Source organism: Natrialba sp. PRR66, from assembly GCF_034808065.1.
Classification (GTDB): Archaea; Halobacteriota; Halobacteria; order Halobacteriales; family Natrialbaceae; genus Natrialba; species Natrialba aegyptia.
The window spans coordinates 135,431-152,495 of the sequence record NZ_JAXHGN010000007.1; the positions used below are offsets into that span (position 1 = coordinate 135,431).

Consider the following 17,065-nt stretch of genomic DNA (forward strand, 5'->3'; position numbering starts at 1 on the left):
ACAGCAGTCCGTATGAGGAGAGCCGAAGCCGATTCGAGCGACCCAGCCGGCCCGCGGTCGCTACTGACTCCTGTTTGAGCGCGGCTCCGGCCGACCGGTTTCCGTTTTGTTTTGATGTGGTGCACCTGCGATTCAGTCCGCAAATTCGACCCGAAATCCTACATGAGATAGAATAACGGAAAGAGGACCACCCAGACGATATCGACGAAGTGCCAGTAGATGCCGAAGTACTCCACCGGCCGGTGATCCTCGAGATAGGCACCGAGCGTCACGATGCGGTAGATCATGAATCCCGCGATGAGGAGGCCGAGGATCACGTGGAACGCGTGGAGGCCGGTCGTCACGAAGTAAATCGAGTACTGGAGTTCGGAGAACCAATAGATCCCGTGGGCGAACTCTTGTCCCCACTCGTACCCCTTGATACTGAGGAACGTGAGCCCGAGCAGTACCGTCGCTCCCAATGCGGCCAGTAATCCGCGTTCGTTTTTTCTCCCGGCCATCTCCAGTGCGAGGACGACAGTAAAGCTCGAGGTGAGCAGGATGTAGGTGTTGAGCAGCCCGATAGTTGCGGAGGGCGGGACCGTTTCGAACTCGTTCCAGCCGGCGTGCAGCCGCAAGAAGATATATGCCCCGATGACAGCCCCGAAGACGAGCACGTCCGATGCGATGAAGAACCAGACGCCGAGTTTCGTCGTCCCGATGCCCTCGACCGGCCATCGTTCGGCAATAGCCATCTCGGGCGCGTCGAACTGCTCGCGTCCGTATTCGAAGAGCGTGTATCCCAAGATCCCGATACCAACGAGTACGAGCACTGGATGGATGAAGTCCGGCGAGCCGGTTTCGGAAATATCTGCGCCGCGCGCGGTGGCGAAATCGACGACCCACGGCGTGAGCCCCGAGACTCCGAGGAACGTCACGAACATCCCGGCTCCGATTCCGAACGGCCAAATGCTCCCGTGATCGGCGTGCTCCGACTCGAGCGAGTCGGCCTGTTCGACCGCGCCGCCGTCCGATACTGTGCCGCCGTCCGATGTAGTCGTTGTATCGTCGACGAACTCGAGGGACCCACTGCTGTAACTGGGTCTGTTCGGCCAGTTTTCGAGCGGCGGCGGAGAGGTCGTCGCCCACTCCGCGGTCCGCGAGAACGTCCACGGATTGCCGGGCGCATCCGGACCGGTGAGCAGGCTTTTACCGAGCGTGTAGAAGATAATGAGATAGGACGCACCGAGGATCAGTGCCCCCACGGTCGCCACTCGATGATAGACCGTAAACGCCGTATTAAATTCGAAGACGCGCCGTGGCGTCTCCCACACGAGAAACATCGGGAAATAGAGGACGTTAAAGCCGATGAAGTAGACTACGAAGCTAAGTTTTCCCAACGTTTCGTCGTACATCTTTCCGGTGATCTTCGGCCACCAGTAGAAGATTCCGCCGATCAGCGCGGTAATTCCGGCAACCATCACGTAGTGAAAGTGAGCGACAACCCAGTAGGTCCCCCGGAACTGGTAATCAAGTACGACCGCACCGAGGAAGACCCCCGTGATCCCTCCGAGGATGAACAGGACCAGTGCACCGAGATTAAACAGGAACGGTGTCGTAAACCGAACTCGTCCCTTGATCATGGTGTAAATGAGTGAGAAGACGATCAAGTCGAACGGGAGTGAGATTCCAATACTCGTCGCCATATACAACGTCTTGATTTCGAGATTGATCGTCGTCAGGAACATGTGGTGCATCCAGACCAGGAAGGACTGGACGGCCACTAGCACCATCGCGATGATGATCCATTTCCGTCCGACGAGGCGACGCCCGGTGAACGTCTGAAACGTTTCGAGCATGATGCCCAATGCAGGGAAGAAGACGATATACACCTCCGGATGGCCGAAAAACCAGAATAGATGTGCCCATAATAGCCCCGATCCCTGGTTCGTCGCGAAGTACTGGGTGAGGAAAATACGGTCGCTAATCAAGAGCAAGAGTGCAGCGAGCAGCGACGCAAAGGCGAATAGCATCATCCACACGGTCAGTAGGGTCGCCCATGTGAACAGCGGCATATTCCACAATCCCATTCCTTCAGCGCGGCACCGATGAATAGTTGTAAGAAAGTTCACTGATCCGAGCGTGACCGACATAACGAACAGCGTCAGCGCGAGGACCGCTGCGGTCCCGCCCGCAGTCATCTCTTGGGCCGGATTGTAAATCGGTACGTTGAGCGGTGCGTACATATACCAGCCGCTGGACCACGTTGCATCCTGAAAGAACGAGAGAATGAGCAGTAGTGCCGAAAACGCATAAAACCAGTAACTCAGCGCGTTCAACCGTGGAAACGCAAGGTCCTGAGTGCCGATCTGCAACGGGACGACGTAGTTTGCGAACGCGATGCCGAGGGGGGAGATAACCCAGAAGATCATCACAAGCCCGTGGACGGACACCGCCTGATTGAACTGGGTTGGATCAAGCAGACCGATCCCGCCCGATTCCCACATCTGGATACGGAATAGTATCGCCAGCACGCCGCCGACGACGATCAAGAATAATGATGTTATGAGGTAGAGAATCCCGATATCTTTGTGGTTGGTCGTGACCAGCCATCGCTTGATGGTCGTCCGCGGCGGGAGTTCACTCATCGACACCCCCTCGCTCGTTTCTCATCCCGGTGCCCCTCCCAGCGGTTCGCTTTGGACCACACACGAGCACGGGTCATCACCAACATACCCGTGATAGAGAGCTATATAACACCCCGTTGGGCTCTCAGGGAGCACAGTCGGTGCGTCGGAACTGCCCAATAAGCGGATTCTGACGACTTCGTCTCTCATTCGGAATACGAGCGTTGGGAAGCGTATGCGCTCCATCCTCTCAAGATGGTCCCCGTTCAGGGGTGGGAACAGATGATACGAATAACTAGGCACCAGCTACGTGTCAGTATATAGTTGGGCCAGTTTGAGACGTGAGCGGGTCGTGCAGTCGCGTTGAAGTGATGCCTGCAGACCTACCGTGGTATTTCTCACGGATCGTGTCTGTTCACCCGTCGTGAGTAGAACGCTTTACCGCTGGTTCGCCATGAAAGACATATGCCATCCACGATCCTCGTCGCGTTCGACGACTCGCCACAGGCGACCGCCGCATTGCGCCACTCGCTCTCGACGTACGACGACGCAGCGATTCGTGTCTTGTACGTGAACGATCCTCGTCAGTGGGCCGGTTCGGACGGTATCGACGGCATCTTCTCCGCGGAAAAGGCCTTCGAACGGTCACAAGAAACCGCCAACGAGGTTATCGCGGCCGCAACGGAAATTGCCGCCGAATACGACGCGGAAATCACGACGGCGATCGAGGTCGGAACGGTCGCCGAGACGATCATCACCGACGCCGAGGATCACGATGTCGATCACATCGTCCTCGGCAGCCACGGTCGACGCGGGTTCCGGCGGTTCCTGCTCGGAAGCGTCGCGCAACGGGTCGTCCGCCGATCACCCGGCTCAGTGACGGTCATTCGAGAAGGAACGCCGACCGCCGACTAGGCACACGGCGGTCTCGACTGGACGAACTCGGTCCACGTGCCGTTACGACCAATCGAGTTCGAAACGGCGGGTGATCACATCGGTTCCGCCTGGTATTGTGGTGCGTGATCGAGCTATTATACACGCTGGGTGAAGTGCGCCGTGTTGTACACCGTAGATCGGAGCAGTATCGGTGCGCTGCTCACCGAGACGGCTGTGACGGTTCATTCGCCGGGTGTGGCTCTTTGGCACTCGGAATGGACGGTATGGCAATGGCAACTAGCACGTTGAGAACCGACGAAGGCACCATTGAGGCAATCGAGATGGGAACGAGAGACGACGAGCACACCGCGGACATCAGTTCCCCCTCGGAGTGAGCGATCATGCCGACCGCAGCCGACCTCCTCGTCGCGTGCCTCGAAGCGGAGGGCGTCGAGTACGTCTACGGGCTGCCGGGCGAGGAAATCGAGGCGCTGCTGTTTTCGTTGCGGGAGTCCTCGATCACGTTCGTGCCGACCCGCCACGAACAGGGAGCGGCGTTCATGGCGGACGTACACGGGCGGCTCACCGGCGAGGCGGGCGTCTGTCTCTCGACGCTTGGACCCGGTGCGACGAACCTCGTTACCGGCGTCGCTGACGCCCAACTCGACAAGAGCCCGGTCGTCGCGATCACCGGTCAGGGCGGCCGCGAGCGCCTCCACAAGGAGAGTCACCAGGCGCTCGACGTGGTCGACATCTTCGAACCGATCGTCGAGTGGAACGCCCAGATCGCCGCGCCCGAGGTCGTCCCCGAGTCGATCCGCAAGGCATTCAAACTCGCCGAGTACGAGAAGCCGGGGGCAACCCACCTCGAGTTCCCCGAGGACGTCGCCAGCGAACCGATCGACGCGAGTCCGATCCTCGCACGTCAACAGGTGCGCCGTCCGGACCCGGATACCGAATCGGCGGTCCGAGCGGCGAACGTGATCGAAGACGCCGAGCGCCCGATTCTTCTCGCGGGCAACGGCGCGGTACGAACTCGGGCGTCGGATCGGCTGCGTGCGTTCGTCGACCGCCTGAATATCCCGGTCGTCGCCACGTACATGGGCAAGGGGGCGATCTCAGACCGCGAGCCCGCCTCGCTGCTGACCCTCGACTCCGGGCCGGACGATGAAGCAGCGAGCGCGATCGAACTGGCCGACTGCGTCGTCACCGTCGGCTACGACATCGCCGAGCACGACCCGGCGGCGTGGAACCCCGATCTCGAGACAGCGATCGTCCACGTCGACCACGAGCCCGCCGAGGTGTACCGCCACTACAATCCCGATGTGGAGATCGTCGCGGATGTCGGTGCATCGCTCGAAGCGATCGGTGACCACCTCTCGGCGGCGGCCTGTTCGCTGTGGTGTGCGGATCGCCACGACCGAATCCTCGAGGACGTTACTGCTCCCCCCGACGCGACCGATCCCGTTACCGTCACGAACGCGCTCCCACTGCTCCGTGAGGCGCTGGCCGACGAGGACATACTCATCTCCGACGTTGGCCACCATAAACTCGAAATCGCACAGAACTACCCGACCTACGAACCCAATACGTGCGTGATCTCGAACGGACTGGCCAGCATGGGAATCGCCGTTCCCGGGGCGCTCGCCGCCGACCTCGCCGTCGATACGAACGTGGTCGCGGGGACCGGCGATGGCGGCTTTCTGATGAACGCCGCGGAGATCGAGACCGCGACCCGACTCGACTGCGAGTTCACGATCGTCGTCTTCACCGACGACGACTACGGGCTCATCTCCGCCCAGCAGGTCGATCACCGCGGCGAGTACACGGGAACGTCGCTCACCAACCCCGACTTCGTGGCGTTCGCCGAGAGCTTCGGCATCGAAGCGCGTCGTCCCGAGACGTGGGACGAGGTTGAGCGCGCGTTCGCCGACGCGGTTCCGTCGGACGAGTTGACGCTGATCGAGTTGCGCTTGGATGCCTCCCGTTCGGAGTCCGGCGGCTGACCTCCGCTTTGGCTCACAAGTGAAGTAGACGACTTCAGTATACATTTTCGATATAGGATAGAAGAAATATCAGTACTATACGCGTCCGGAAACGTCTTGTTCTGGCTCCCCTCGGTCGGCGTTTTTCCGTCGGGCGCTTGATGCGGTCTGTGATATAGTAACAACTGAAGCGATTTACACACTGATCGTATCGCTGTCGCACGATCAGGTGTGCACTGACTTTCAGTGGCTACTATCGTTGTAGTAGTGCTCACTCGTACAGACGGCTGATCAGGTAGGCGGTTGCGCCCGTTGCAATCACGATAGGGAGCCACGAGACGTACGCTGTAACCGTCTGGTTCGAATCGAGTATCGCGTTAAGTGTGAAGTGACTCCACCCGAGCAGCATGAAGACGGTCATTGCTGCAAGAGTTACTTGGATGACGAGGGCTGCGAAGGGGATCTCCGGCCGCTTTTCCTCCGTGTGAGATTGCACGTCCGCCTGATTGGTAGCCATAATTGTTTAAAAGAATGTGATACTAATATACGTTGTCGTGTTGCGGACAGTATGAGAACAGCCGTAAGCGTTTCAGTCCCGTTCCGTGATTGTGATCGTCGTTCCGATCTTGCTCTCGAGATTGTTGTCCGGCCGCTCGTCGCTCGTCCCGATCGATACGAAACGGAGTAGATTTCTACGCCGCCGAACCCGGCGTCGACCGCGTTCAGCCGCGGCTGCGAACCCCACGATAGGTCTCTTCTACCGTCCCACCTGATTCTTCCCGGCGTATCTTTTTCACCGATTCGGGTGACTCACTACGTGCGATGCTCGAACTCTACCAAGCCGAGGACTGTCCGTATAGCGGGAACGTGCGCGAGAAACTGATGGAACTCGGTGTTTCATACGTTATTCACAACCCGCGTACGTCGGGTGGAGACCTTCGCAATCAACAGACGCTGGACGAGATGGAGAACATCGGCGGAGAGGACCAAATCCCGTTTTTGGTCGATCATCGACGGGGTGTCGAAATATACGAGAGCGACGACATTATCGAATACCTCGGCAAACACTACGACTAGCGAGCCGAACACAGGCGCATCTCCCGCCGAACTCAATACCTACGCTGTCCGTTCGGTATCGATATATCGTTCTATTGTGGACACTATTCCGAACATAGCAACTTGTTACTATTTTCACCCGAGTGACCTGACTATGTCCGATTCAAACGGGCCAACGCGGCGATCGATCCTTCAGACCGGAGTCGCGATGAGTTCGCTCGCGATGGCGGGGTGTCTGAGCAGTCTCGGCAATACCGGCGGGGAGCAACACACGGTCGGCTACGGTGAGTACGAGACGAGCATCGATTCGGCCGCGTTTCCCGGTGAACTCCAACTGTACTGCGTCCAAACCGGGTGGTCGAACTGGGACGCCGTCATGGAGGCCTTCGAGGACGAATATGGCGTTTCCCTCTACGATGCACAGGGGTCGTCCGGCGAAGCGCTCGACGATATGCGAGCGAACGCCCAGAACCCGACCCACTCGGCGTACAACGGCGGGTATTCGTTCGGTCTCGAAGCCATGAACGACGACTTGACGACGGATTACAAACCGGCGAACTGGGACCAGGTACCCGATGACCTCAAAACCGACAACGGTCACGTGACCGCGACGCGACAGATGACGACCGCGGTAACCTACCGGACCGACGTGTACGAGAAGCGGGGGCTGGAACCGCCGGAGACGTGGGAGGATCTCAAGCATCCCGATATCGCCCAGGACCTCGCGTTCACGCCGCCACACACGGCGAACGGGCAGGCGTCGGCGCTGTCGGTCAACAGCGCGTACGGCGGCGACCTGGACGATCTCGACCCGGTGATCGAGTACCACGAGGCGATCGCCGACCACGGGGCCGATTTCCGCCGAAACGTCGAGGGGCCGATGACCAGCGGCGAAATCTCGACGGTCGTCGAGTACGACTATACCGGCCTGAACCTGACGTACAACAACGACGAGTTCAACGAGGACCAACTCGACGTCGCCATCCTCACGGGACCGGACGGCGAGCCGGGCGCGATGAGCGTTCCGTACGGGTACGCGCTGCTTCGCAACGCCCCCAACCCCGAGGCGGCGAAACTGTTCATGGACTACGTGTTGACGCTCGACTGCCAGGAACTGTTCTTCGACGCCTACGTTCGGCCGATTCGAGCGGCCGAACTCGACCAGCCCGACGAGTTCCCTCCGCAGTCGGCCTACGAGGCGGCGCAGTTTACGGTCGATCAGGAAGAACTCGTCTCGAAGCAGGACGATATCCAGGCTGAACTGGTCGATCGAACGCCGCTTCCGGGGGCCCAGTGAGATCGCAGTATGTCCGTCCGCGAATCGACGGCGGCGTCGGTGCGTCGAGTCGCAGTTTTCGCGGCGACGACCGCCAGACCGACCACGGAGCGCGAGCGAGAGCGGCGGCGAATCGCGATCATGTGCCTGCCGTTTTTCGCGCTCGCGACCGTCGCAGGGTTCGTTCCGCTGGCGATGCTCGTTCGAATGAGCGTCGCGGCGGACGTGATCTGGATCGAGGGCTGGTCGCTCGACGCGTGGCGGACGCTGCTGACGGAGCCGACGTATCGGCGGGTTGCGTGGAACACGGTCTGGTTCGTCGGACTGGCAACGGTCGTCAGCGTCGTCCTCGGCGTCGCGGTCGCACACGTCCTCGAGAAATACGATCTCCCGTTCGAGCGTGTAGTCGTCGCAGCGGTGTCGTTTCCGATCGCACTGCCTGGGATTATCGTCGCGATCTTGGTCATCGCGATGCTCGGCCGACAGGGACTGGTAACGAACGCGATTGCGGCCGTCACCGGAACGAGCGCGATCGACCTCGCGAGTGCAACGGCCATTACGGGGCTGTTCCTCGGCTACGTCTACTCGCTCGTGCCGCGAGCAACGATGGTGTTGCGGGGGACCTATGCCGAGGTCAACACGCAAGCCGAGGAAGCCGCTCGATCGCTCGGCGCGAGCCGTTGGGAGACGTTCTACCGCGTGACGCTGCCCGAAATCCGCCCTGGGATCGCCGCCGCAACGATCCTGACGTTCCGCTCCGGACTGGCGATCTTCGGCACGGTGTTGCTCCTCCAGAGCCATTACGTCATCACGCTGCAGATCCAGCGCGAGATCAGCGTCGGGACGTACAGACCCGACGTGGCAGCTGCAATCGGCCTCGTCTACGTCGTCTTCATCGTCGCGTTCACGTTCGTTGGGCTCCGGTTCGTCAGGACCGACACGGTGACTCTCTAATATGAGCGACGACGCGGAGCCCCAACGCAGGTCGCGATCCGGTGTCGGCGTCGAGCCGAACTCGCGGACTGATGGCGGAAGCGTCGAGACGACAGTCGAAGCGTGGACACCGTCGCGACCAGCGCTTTCGACCCGAGTCGGTCGACCACTCGTTCTCGGGATCGTCACACTCGTCGTCCTCGTTCTCAGCGTCCCGGTCGTCGTGACGTTCGTTTCCTCGTTCGCGGAGACGGCAACGGGAATCCTTCCGCGAGGATTTGTAACCTTCGAGCATTGGCGCGACGTACTCGGATTGGGAGACGATCAAATGGCCGTGGTTCCGGGGCTCGCGTTCAGCCTCGCGATCGCGACCGGCGGGATGATACTGAACGTCGTCATCGGCGTCCCGATCGCGTACGCGCTCACGCGATACGAGTTCTACGCTCGAAACTGGCTCAATACGCTCGCGATTGTACCCCTCGTTCCGGGCGTGGTTCTCGGACTCGCCTTCGTGCAGACGTATCCGAACCACGGCCGCTCCGCCCTGGGCCTGATCGCCGGCTACTGCTTGCTCAAATCACCGTACATGGTGCTGACGGTGCAGAGTTCGTTTCAGTCGATGGACCTCGTTCGCTTAGAGGAGAGCGCCCGATCGCTCGGTGCCTCGTGGCCGCGGACGTTTCTCACGGTCATCGTTCCGCACGCGAAGCAGGGCATCCTCGCGGGCTGTATTATCACCTGGACGCTCGCGGCCGCGGAGTTCAATTTCACGTTCATGGTGGTAAGCGGTAGTCCGGATCCGTTTGCGGTCTTCCTCTATCGCAATACTTCGAATGCGACGTATATGCAGCAGGCGGCGGCGGTTTCGGTGTACTTCCTGCTCGTCGTCTCCGCCATCGCCGTGCTCCAGCTAATCGGCAATCGAGGATTCACAACTATTCGAGACCAATGAGACACACGAATACCAGTAGCCGATATTTCAACCGAACCGTTCACCGACCGTTTTCGGAACCCGGCCGTGTCGGCGGTGATACTGTATGAGCGAAGTCACGCTCGAGTCGCTGACCAAACGGTACGGCGACGAGCTGGCCGTCGACGGCATCGACCTGACGATTCGTGACGGAGAGATCCTCGGGATCGTCGGCCCGTCGGGCTGCGGGAAGACGACGACGCTCCGGACCATCGCAGGCTTCGAGACGCCGACGCGCGGCCGAGTTCGTTTCGACGGCGTCGATGTAACACACGTCCCGCCGGAAGAGCGACACGTCGGCCTCGTGTTCCAGTCGTACGCGCTCTTCGATACCATGACCGTTCGCGAAAACGTCGCGTTCGGACTGAAAATGCGAGACGTTCCCCAGCGCGAGCGCCGCGAGAGAGCGAGCGCGTTGCTCGAGATGCTCGACATCGCCGCGCTGGCTGACCGCCGGCCCACGACGCTCTCGGGCGGGCAACAGCAACGCGTCGGGCTCGCACGAGCGCTCGCGATCGAACCCCACGTCCTCTTGCTCGACGAGCCGATGACCGGACTCGACGCAGCGCTCAAGGCCCGCCTTCGAACGGAAATCCGCGACCTCCTCGCCGACCTCGGCGTCACTGCAATCTACGTGACCCACGATCAGGAGGAAGCGATGGCGATGTGCGATCGGATCGCCGTGTTGAACGCGGGGACCGTCGAACAAGTCGGGACCCCGTCGGCGATCTACCGCCACCCCGCAAACGCCTTCGTTGCGAACTTCATCGGAAACTCGACCCTGCTCACCGGGGTTGCCGAAGACGGCCGCGTCGATTTCGGATTCGCCGAACTCGAGGTCGCGGCCGCGACGAACGGTACAGTTACGGTCGCAGTACGGCCCGAAGCATTCGAGTTCGAGCGAGAGGGGCCGATCGACGCCGAGGTGACGAGCGCGACGTACCTCGGCGATCGGACGCAACTAACGGCGACGCTCCCCGACGACACGACGGTGGCGTTGCACGCTGATGCCGCCGAAACGTACCGGACCGGAGAGACGGTCTCGCTCTCGATCGACGATACCAGCGTTCACGTTCTCGAGTGAGTTTGGTGTCGGTTCTGTGGTTTCCGTTACGCTTCGCCCTCGATACCCATCTCGCGCTCGAACTGCGCGAAGAACTCGGTCATAAACTGCCAGCGGGACCGTCCGAGGGACCGGCCGGGCGACGTGTACAACCGATCCAGCCGTTCTCTCGCCCACTCCCGAAGGAGCGTTACGTCCGGACAGTCCGGCGTCTCCAACTCCGAAACAGACGCCTTCTCGATCACCGCGTATCGTTCGCCCGCTCTCCCCGATCGCTCGCCGATGATACAGGCCAACCGCACGAGACCGCGCGCGCCGGTCGCCTCCAACTTGTCCGCATCGAAGAGCAGTTTCGCTTCGATCGTCTCCGGCGTCGGTGAACTCGCTCGAATACTGTGGGTGCGGATACAGTGCGTGACCGCCTCGATTCGCTCGGCCGAGACCGCTTCGGTCCCGAGAAGTGCCGCCGCCTCCGTTGCGGCCCACTCGTCGTGATCGTCGATCTCGCCCGTCCGTTCCAGCGGGCGACCGATGTCATGTAACCACGCCGCCGCGGCGAGGACCGCCCTATCGACGGGTTCCTCGCACTCGTTTGCTAACCGAAGCGAGAGGGTCCGAACTCGATTGGCGTGGTACCGATCGTGCGCCGGCAGCGCCGATTCGTAGTAGGGCAGCGACAACTCGCGAGCGAGCGGGGCCAATTCCTGTCCCATAGCTTGCGTGAGTAGTCTCCGTCTAGATACTATAGTGATTATGGAGTGCTCAGATAACGGTCCGAACCGAGCTGAACTCGGCTACGGATCGCTTTCGGAGACCGTCGCGACCGACGAGTTCTGTTTGCTCGAGAGTTCAGGTGTCGCGGACGAACGTGACGGGACACGGCGCGTTCAGCAGCACCGTCTGGACCGTACTCCCGAGGATGGCCTTGCTGGACGGCGACCGTCGGTGTCCGCCGACAACGACGCGGTCGGCGTCGACGTCTTCGGCGATCGCAACGATTCCGTCGCCCTTCTTCCGCGTTGCAGCCCGGGTCTCATACTGAATCTCGTCCGACAGTTGCTCTTTCATCTCACGAATCACGGACATCTGGTCGGCAAGTTCGTTCGGATCGACACGACCGGTCTCGTGATCGAGCACGTGTTCGACCGTCTCCTTGTAGGACTTCGTGTCGAAGATATGGACGAAGACGACGCGGGCATCGGTCGGACGCGCCAGTTCTTCGACGGCGTCAACGAGCGTCTCACTTCTGGACCTATCGGCTTCGCCAACTCCGAGAACGATGGTATCGAGGGTCGGATTCATCGACGCTGCACCCATTTGCCTAGCCAAGGGATAGCGGATGCAAATGTCTTTTCATATATTTACTCTGTTTCGAGTATCAATATTGATGGTCGAAGGTGGATGGCGTATCGATACTGTTCTTCCGATACTGACAGTCCGGATCGGCACCACTAAGAACACTGTTCCCCCTAGATCCGCACGAGAACAACCCGGACAGTCGGACGCTTTCGGAACTCGATCAGCATGAAGGAATTCATCGTCGCCATCGTTGCCGGTATCGTGCAGGGAATCGTCGAGTGGCTCCCCGTTTCGAGCCAGGGGAATCTGGCGTTGGTTCTGACACTGATGGACGTTGATCCAGATACGGCGCTTCAGCTTGCGCTTTTCTTCCAAATCGGAACGACCGTTTCCGCCGCAACCTACTACCGAGAGGATCTCGAGACCGCGTTTCACTCGCTCTCCGGCTGGCATCCCCGTGTTGCCTATCAGGGAGAGAACGCGATTACGTCGTATCTCGTTATCGCGTGTCTGATGACCGGAATCGTCGGCATCCCGCTCTATCTCTTTGCCGTTGATCTCGCGGGGCAGCTCACCGGCGGCGCGTTCATTACGATCATCGGTGTCCTTCTCCTCCTTACGGGAGTTCTCCAGTACACGTCGGAGTCCGTCTCGATGGGCGTTCGTGAGAACCCGACGCTACTCGACTCGGTGCTGGTTGGCGCCGTTCAGGGCGTCGCTATCCTTCCCGGGATTTCCCGCTCCGGGGTCACGACGAGCACGCTCCTGTTTCGCAGATATAACCCGCCGGACGCGTTTCGCCTCTCTTTTCTCCTGTCGATTCCGGCCAGTCTCGGTGGGGCGGCGCTCACCGTTGCCAGTGCCGGCGGGCTCCCCGGAATCAGCCCTACCGCAGCGGGGACGGCCGTCGTCGTTAGCGCATTCGTCGGGTACGTCATGATTGATACGCTCATCCGCGTCGTCGATCGCATCGCCTTTTCGACCGTCTGCTTCGGACTGGGTGGACTCGCCATCGTCGGCGGCGGTATCGTTTCGGTGCTCGCCTGATCAATCGCCTCTTTCGAGCCCTCGTCCGTCCCCCCGAACGCTTTCGGGATACCGGTAGGAATTCGAAATATCTAGAGTCCTTGTTCTTGTGGATAATATACAATACTTGGTTTCTTGCAGTCATCGCGATGATCAGTCTGACTGCTCGCAGATTGTAGTGAATATCTCTGGGACTCCGATATTCGCCGAATATCTCCGTTCTGTAGTACTGGTGTCAAATAACTGTCTGGATCTCGGCATACTAGCCTGTATCTCCTCTATAATCCCTAATACGGCATTCAAAAGCGGAAATGCCGTCTCATTGTAGAACGTCTCTCTCACGAGCACTATTGTTTAATATGTGGGAAACTATGGACCACTACCTTGCTCAACGAGTTCAGTACGGACACTCGTTTTGGATCGTTTTGGCGGTGTCGAACGACGCTCGATAGCCGGTCAGCGACCGCGATTGTCGACGCGCCCGTGGTCTGAAACGTCCGTCGTCGATCGGAGACGGACGGCCGTTCTGGCACCGGCCGTCGGCGCGGCCGTCCGGCGTGTGCAGTTCTTGATGATGGTCAGCAACGAACAGTTCGCGAATTGTACCGGTTTACCAGGGTCGTCCGTCGTCGATCGGCTCGAGGGTCTCAACCAGCGACAGCGTCCAGCGTTGCTGATCTCCACCGTTCCACGACCACTGGATGATATCGGCCCCATCGGCCATCGATGCATCGGCGACGTCGAGGACGGCACCGCTGTTTTGGTTCTCGATTCGGACGGTCCCGTCGCCGTTTTCGATAAACCGCCATTTTTGCATCGTGCCGGTCCACCATGCCCACTGAGTGAGCCGCTCGCCATCGTCGAGCGATCCATCCGGCACGTCGAGGGCCTTCCAGCTGTTTTGGTTCATCAGGCGGTACTCTTCCCCGCCGACGTGCTCGACCCACCAGTGCTGGTGTGCCCCGCCGTCGTACGACGACTGCTCGACGGTGTCGCCATCGTCGGTGCCGGCAGCGGTGACTGCCATCGGTTTCCCACTGTTGACGTTCTCGATCCGGTAGATTCCGTTCGGGACTGCGCCCGTCCCTGCATCGCCAGCGTTCGGCAACGGTGACTGCAGACTCGGCGTCTTATCGCCGCCGATGACCGGCCACCCATCGTCGGTCCACTCGAGGCGGTCGAGGAAGAACTGGCGAGCGGGGACGCCGTCGATGAACTCGGCGTCGTCTCGGTCGTAGGCGTGGTAGACGAACCAGTAGTCGCCGGCATCGTCGACCGTCACGTCGCCGTGTCCCGGGGCGGGAAACCGATCGTTTCCGGTGAGTTGTGCGATACCGGCGTTGTGTTCGTCGTAGGTCAGCAGATCCGTTCCGGACGGATCGGTGTAGGGACCGAAGAAGCTCTCCGACCGACCGACTTCGGCCTCGTAGGTACTGGCGTACCCGTCACAGCACGTGCCCGTCGCGACGAATAGGTACCAGTAGCCGTCGCGATAGAACACGGTGGAGCCCTCGTAAGCCCCTCCAGCGACTTGCTGTCGCGTTGCCGGCTTCCAGTCCCGAAGGTCGGCCGTCAGTTCCGCCACGTAGATCCCCTGGAAGCTCCCCCAGAACAGGTGCGGGGCCCCACCGTACTCGACGAAGTAGCCGTCGATGGTGCCACCACCCGTCTCCTCGTCACCGAGAACCTGGCCGTAGTCGGTAAACGGCCCATCCGGTGTGTCTGACTTCGCGAGTCCGATCCCGAACTCGCCGCTCTCCCAGGGTCGGGGTTCCAGCGAGTAAAACAGCACCCACTCGCCGTCGTAGTAGTGGATGTCCGGGGCCCACACCGAACCGTACGTCCAGCCAGGTCGCGAGTCGAAGGCCTCCCCGACGTACGTCCAGTCGTGAAGGTCGTCCGAGCGCAGTATCGGTACCAATAGCTCTTCCGAGTCATCCGCTCCGTCGTCGCGATCCATGTTCGTCCCGTAGGCCCACCACGTTCCGCTCTCGTCTCGATGGATCGTCGGATCGGGGAAGTGCTGCCCGTACAGTGCATTGTGATAGTGCGTCGAGCTATCCGGTGATGCTTCGACAGCGTCGCTCGCTCCGCTTACGCCGAGCGTAACGAGTGTACCGGCACCGAGTGTCTGCAGTACTGTTCGTCTATTTGGATCGCTTCGATTGGTATTCTCAACCATCCGAATCAGTAATCCAGAAAGATAGATAATAATCTTTCGTTGACGACTCCGGGCCGCTTACCGACGCACGTCCGAGTTCACACCAGAAATCGTCCACCGCTGGCTATCGGCACCGGTCCACGGTCGCTGGAGCACGTTCGTTCCGTCGCCGTTCGATCCGTTCGCCGTGTCGGCAACCAGTCCGCTGTTGATGTTCTCCAGTCGATACGTACCGTCGCCGTTCTCGAGGAGGTGCCATCGCTGCGTCGGGTGGCCGTTCGACGGCCACTGTTGGATGTTGCCACCGTCTGTCGTACTCGCACCGGCGACCTCGAGCAGCTGGTCGCTATTGGCGTTCTCGAACGCGTACTCCTCGTTTCCCCAGTCGCGAACGCGCCACCGCTGGCACGCGTGTCCGGTGTCCGGATACAGCCGAACGTTCGCGCCGTCGCTCGTGCTGGCGTCTGCCACCTCCAGGAGGGAGCCGGTTTCGACGTTCGCGATGCGGTACGTTCCCTCCGCAAGCGGTCCCGTTGTCGCACACTCGTTGCCGGATCGAGATCGCGGGTGCTGGGCGGTTGGCGTTCCGTCACACCCGAGTACCGGCCAACCATCGTCGTCCCACCTGATTCGATCGGCTAGCATGATCCGGTTCCACGTCCCGTCGACGTACTCCGGCTCCCGTCGGTCGTAGGCGTGGTACAACAGCCACAGGTCGTCGTCATCGTCGCGAATCGCCGTGTTGTGGCCGGGGCCGGGGAACCGACTGTTGCCGCTTACGATGGCCACCCCGCTGTTGTGGTCGTTCAGATTTCGCAGGTCGGTGCCGTTCTGGTTGGTGTACGGCCCGAGGGCGTTCGCCGATCGGCCGACCTCGATCTCGTAGGTACTGTCGTAGCCCTCACAGCAGTAGCCGGTCGAGTAAAACAGGTAGTAGTAGCCGTTCGCCTCGACGATCTTCGCCGCCTCGCGATTATCGCCTGCGAGGTGGACCGTCGTCCCGTTCACGTAATCCGTTCCGTCCGGCGTGAGTTCGACGCCGTAGATTCCGTAGAAACTCCCCCAGACCATGTACGGCGTTCCGTCGACGACGAAAAAGTCCGAGTCGATGGCGTTCGTCATTGACAACTCGTCCTCTCGGAACACCGGCCCCTGATCGGTGAACGGGCCCTCCGGTGTGTCCGCGGTCGCCAGGCCGATTCCCGGGTTATCGCTACTCCCCCACGTCGAGTAGGAGTAGTACAGGTAGTACTGGCCGTTGTAGTAGTTGATGTCGGGTGCCCACAGCGACGCATCGTCGTCGCGCCAGTCCGGGTAACTCTCGAAGGCTTCCCCGACGTACGTCCAGTCGTGGAGATCCGGCGATTTCACGATCGGAACCATCTCCTCCTGATCCTCGCCGTCTTTCTCCATGTTCGATGCGTACGCGTAGTACATGTCGTCGACGCGGACCACGGTCGGGTCAGGAAACACGCGATCGGCATAGACCGGGTTGTGATAGTGATCCCCGCCGTTGTCAGCCCTCGCTGTACGTGTTCCTCCGCCCGGATATCCGAGTACGCTGACTGCTCCTGCACCGATTGCCGCGAGAACGTTCCGTCGCTTGTGGCTATTACTATTAAACACCATGCGATCGTCACTATTCCAACCATTTACATAAATATGTGTGTCCGTCAGGTTTCGCAGCCGTAATCGACCCGACGAACGACGCTACTATCGCCGTCAGCAGCGTCGGTCCGAACTCGACCGAGTTCAGTTGCGTTCGGTCGCCATCCGCCGGTGCACGATCGCTCGCTGCGCGGCGACGTATACCG

General features: G+C 60.5%; 14 protein-coding genes. 8 read left to right on the forward strand and 6 right to left on the reverse strand.

Annotated features, from left to right (window positions below):
- Positions 1-158 precede the first annotated feature (158 nt).
- Entirely contained in the window at positions 159-2,627 is a 2,469-nt protein-coding gene (locus tag SM755_RS21420; RefSeq protein ID WP_323174466.1) for a cbb3-type cytochrome c oxidase subunit I, read from the reverse strand.
- A gap of 444 nt (positions 2,628-3,071) precedes the next feature.
- Here SM755_RS21420 and SM755_RS21425 point away from each other — a divergent pair, with 444 nt between their 5' ends.
- Together SM755_RS21425 and SM755_RS21430 are read left to right on the forward strand one after the other, a co-directional pair.
- Positions 3,072-3,521 carry a universal stress protein gene (locus tag SM755_RS21425; protein ID WP_323174467.1) on the forward strand — a complete coding sequence of 150 codons (450 nt, stop codon included), beginning with the start codon at positions 3,072-3,074 and terminating at the stop codon, positions 3,519-3,521.
- 362 nt (positions 3,522-3,883) lie between these two features.
- A complete protein-coding gene (locus SM755_RS21430) occupies positions 3,884-5,488 on the forward strand; it encodes an acetolactate synthase large subunit (RefSeq protein WP_323174468.1) in 1,605 nt (534 codons plus the stop codon).
- 250 nt (positions 5,489-5,738) lie between these two features.
- Here the strand turns inward: SM755_RS21430 and SM755_RS21435 are convergent, their stop codons facing one another.
- Positions 5,739-5,984, reverse strand: a complete 246-nt coding sequence (locus SM755_RS21435) for a hypothetical protein (RefSeq protein WP_323174469.1) — start codon at positions 5,982-5,984, stop codon at positions 5,739-5,741.
- A gap of 305 nt (positions 5,985-6,289) precedes the next feature.
- Here SM755_RS21435 and SM755_RS21440 point away from each other — a divergent pair, with 305 nt between their 5' ends.
- From SM755_RS21440 to SM755_RS21460, 5 genes are all read left to right on the forward strand, one after another.
- Complete coding sequence (locus tag SM755_RS21440) at positions 6,290-6,544, forward strand: glutathione S-transferase N-terminal domain-containing protein (protein ID WP_323174470.1); 255 nt, start codon at positions 6,290-6,292, stop codon at positions 6,542-6,544.
- 133 nt (positions 6,545-6,677) lie between these two features.
- Entirely contained in the window at positions 6,678-7,820 is a 1,143-nt protein-coding gene (locus SM755_RS21445) for an extracellular solute-binding protein (protein ID WP_323174471.1), read from the forward strand.
- A gap of 9 nt (positions 7,821-7,829) precedes the next feature.
- The gene (locus tag SM755_RS21450; protein WP_006667792.1) at positions 7,830-8,753 is read left to right on the forward strand and encodes an ABC transporter permease; all 924 of its coding nucleotides are present in this window, start codon (positions 7,830-7,832) and stop codon (positions 8,751-8,753) included.
- Between the two features lies 1 nt (position 8,754).
- Positions 8,755-9,684, forward strand: coding sequence for an ABC transporter permease subunit (locus SM755_RS21455; protein ID WP_323174472.1), 930 nt, complete (start codon positions 8,755-8,757; stop codon positions 9,682-9,684).
- Between the two features lie 85 nt (positions 9,685-9,769).
- Positions 9,770-10,786, forward strand: a complete 1,017-nt coding sequence (locus tag SM755_RS21460; RefSeq protein WP_323174473.1) for an ABC transporter ATP-binding protein — start codon at positions 9,770-9,772, stop codon at positions 10,784-10,786.
- 26 nt (positions 10,787-10,812) lie between these two features.
- Here SM755_RS21460 and SM755_RS21465 read toward each other — a convergent pair whose 3' ends face one another.
- Complete coding sequence (locus SM755_RS21465) at positions 10,813-11,478, reverse strand: HD domain-containing protein (protein ID WP_323174474.1); 666 nt, start codon at positions 11,476-11,478, stop codon at positions 10,813-10,815.
- 136 nt (positions 11,479-11,614) lie between these two features.
- Complete coding sequence (locus SM755_RS21470) at positions 11,615-12,082, reverse strand: universal stress protein (protein WP_323174475.1); 468 nt, start codon at positions 12,080-12,082, stop codon at positions 11,615-11,617.
- Positions 12,083-12,289: 207 nt separating this feature from the next.
- Here SM755_RS21470 and SM755_RS21475 point away from each other — a divergent pair, with 207 nt between their 5' ends.
- A complete protein-coding gene (locus SM755_RS21475; protein ID WP_323174476.1) occupies positions 12,290-13,111 on the forward strand; it encodes an undecaprenyl-diphosphate phosphatase in 822 nt (273 codons plus the stop codon).
- Between the two features lie 589 nt (positions 13,112-13,700).
- On the opposite strand, the gene SM755_RS21480 is transcribed toward SM755_RS21475, so the two are convergent.
- Together SM755_RS21480 and SM755_RS21485 are read right to left on the reverse strand one after the other, a co-directional pair.
- Positions 13,701-15,272, reverse strand: coding sequence for a family 43 glycosylhydrolase (locus SM755_RS21480; RefSeq protein WP_323174477.1), 1,572 nt, complete (start codon positions 15,270-15,272; stop codon positions 13,701-13,703).
- A gap of 57 nt (positions 15,273-15,329) precedes the next feature.
- Positions 15,330-16,880 (reverse strand): family 43 glycosylhydrolase, encoded by a 1,551-nt coding sequence (locus SM755_RS21485; RefSeq protein ID WP_323174478.1) that lies wholly within the window; start codon positions 16,878-16,880, stop codon positions 15,330-15,332.
- Between the last annotated feature and the right edge of the window lie 185 nt (positions 16,881-17,065).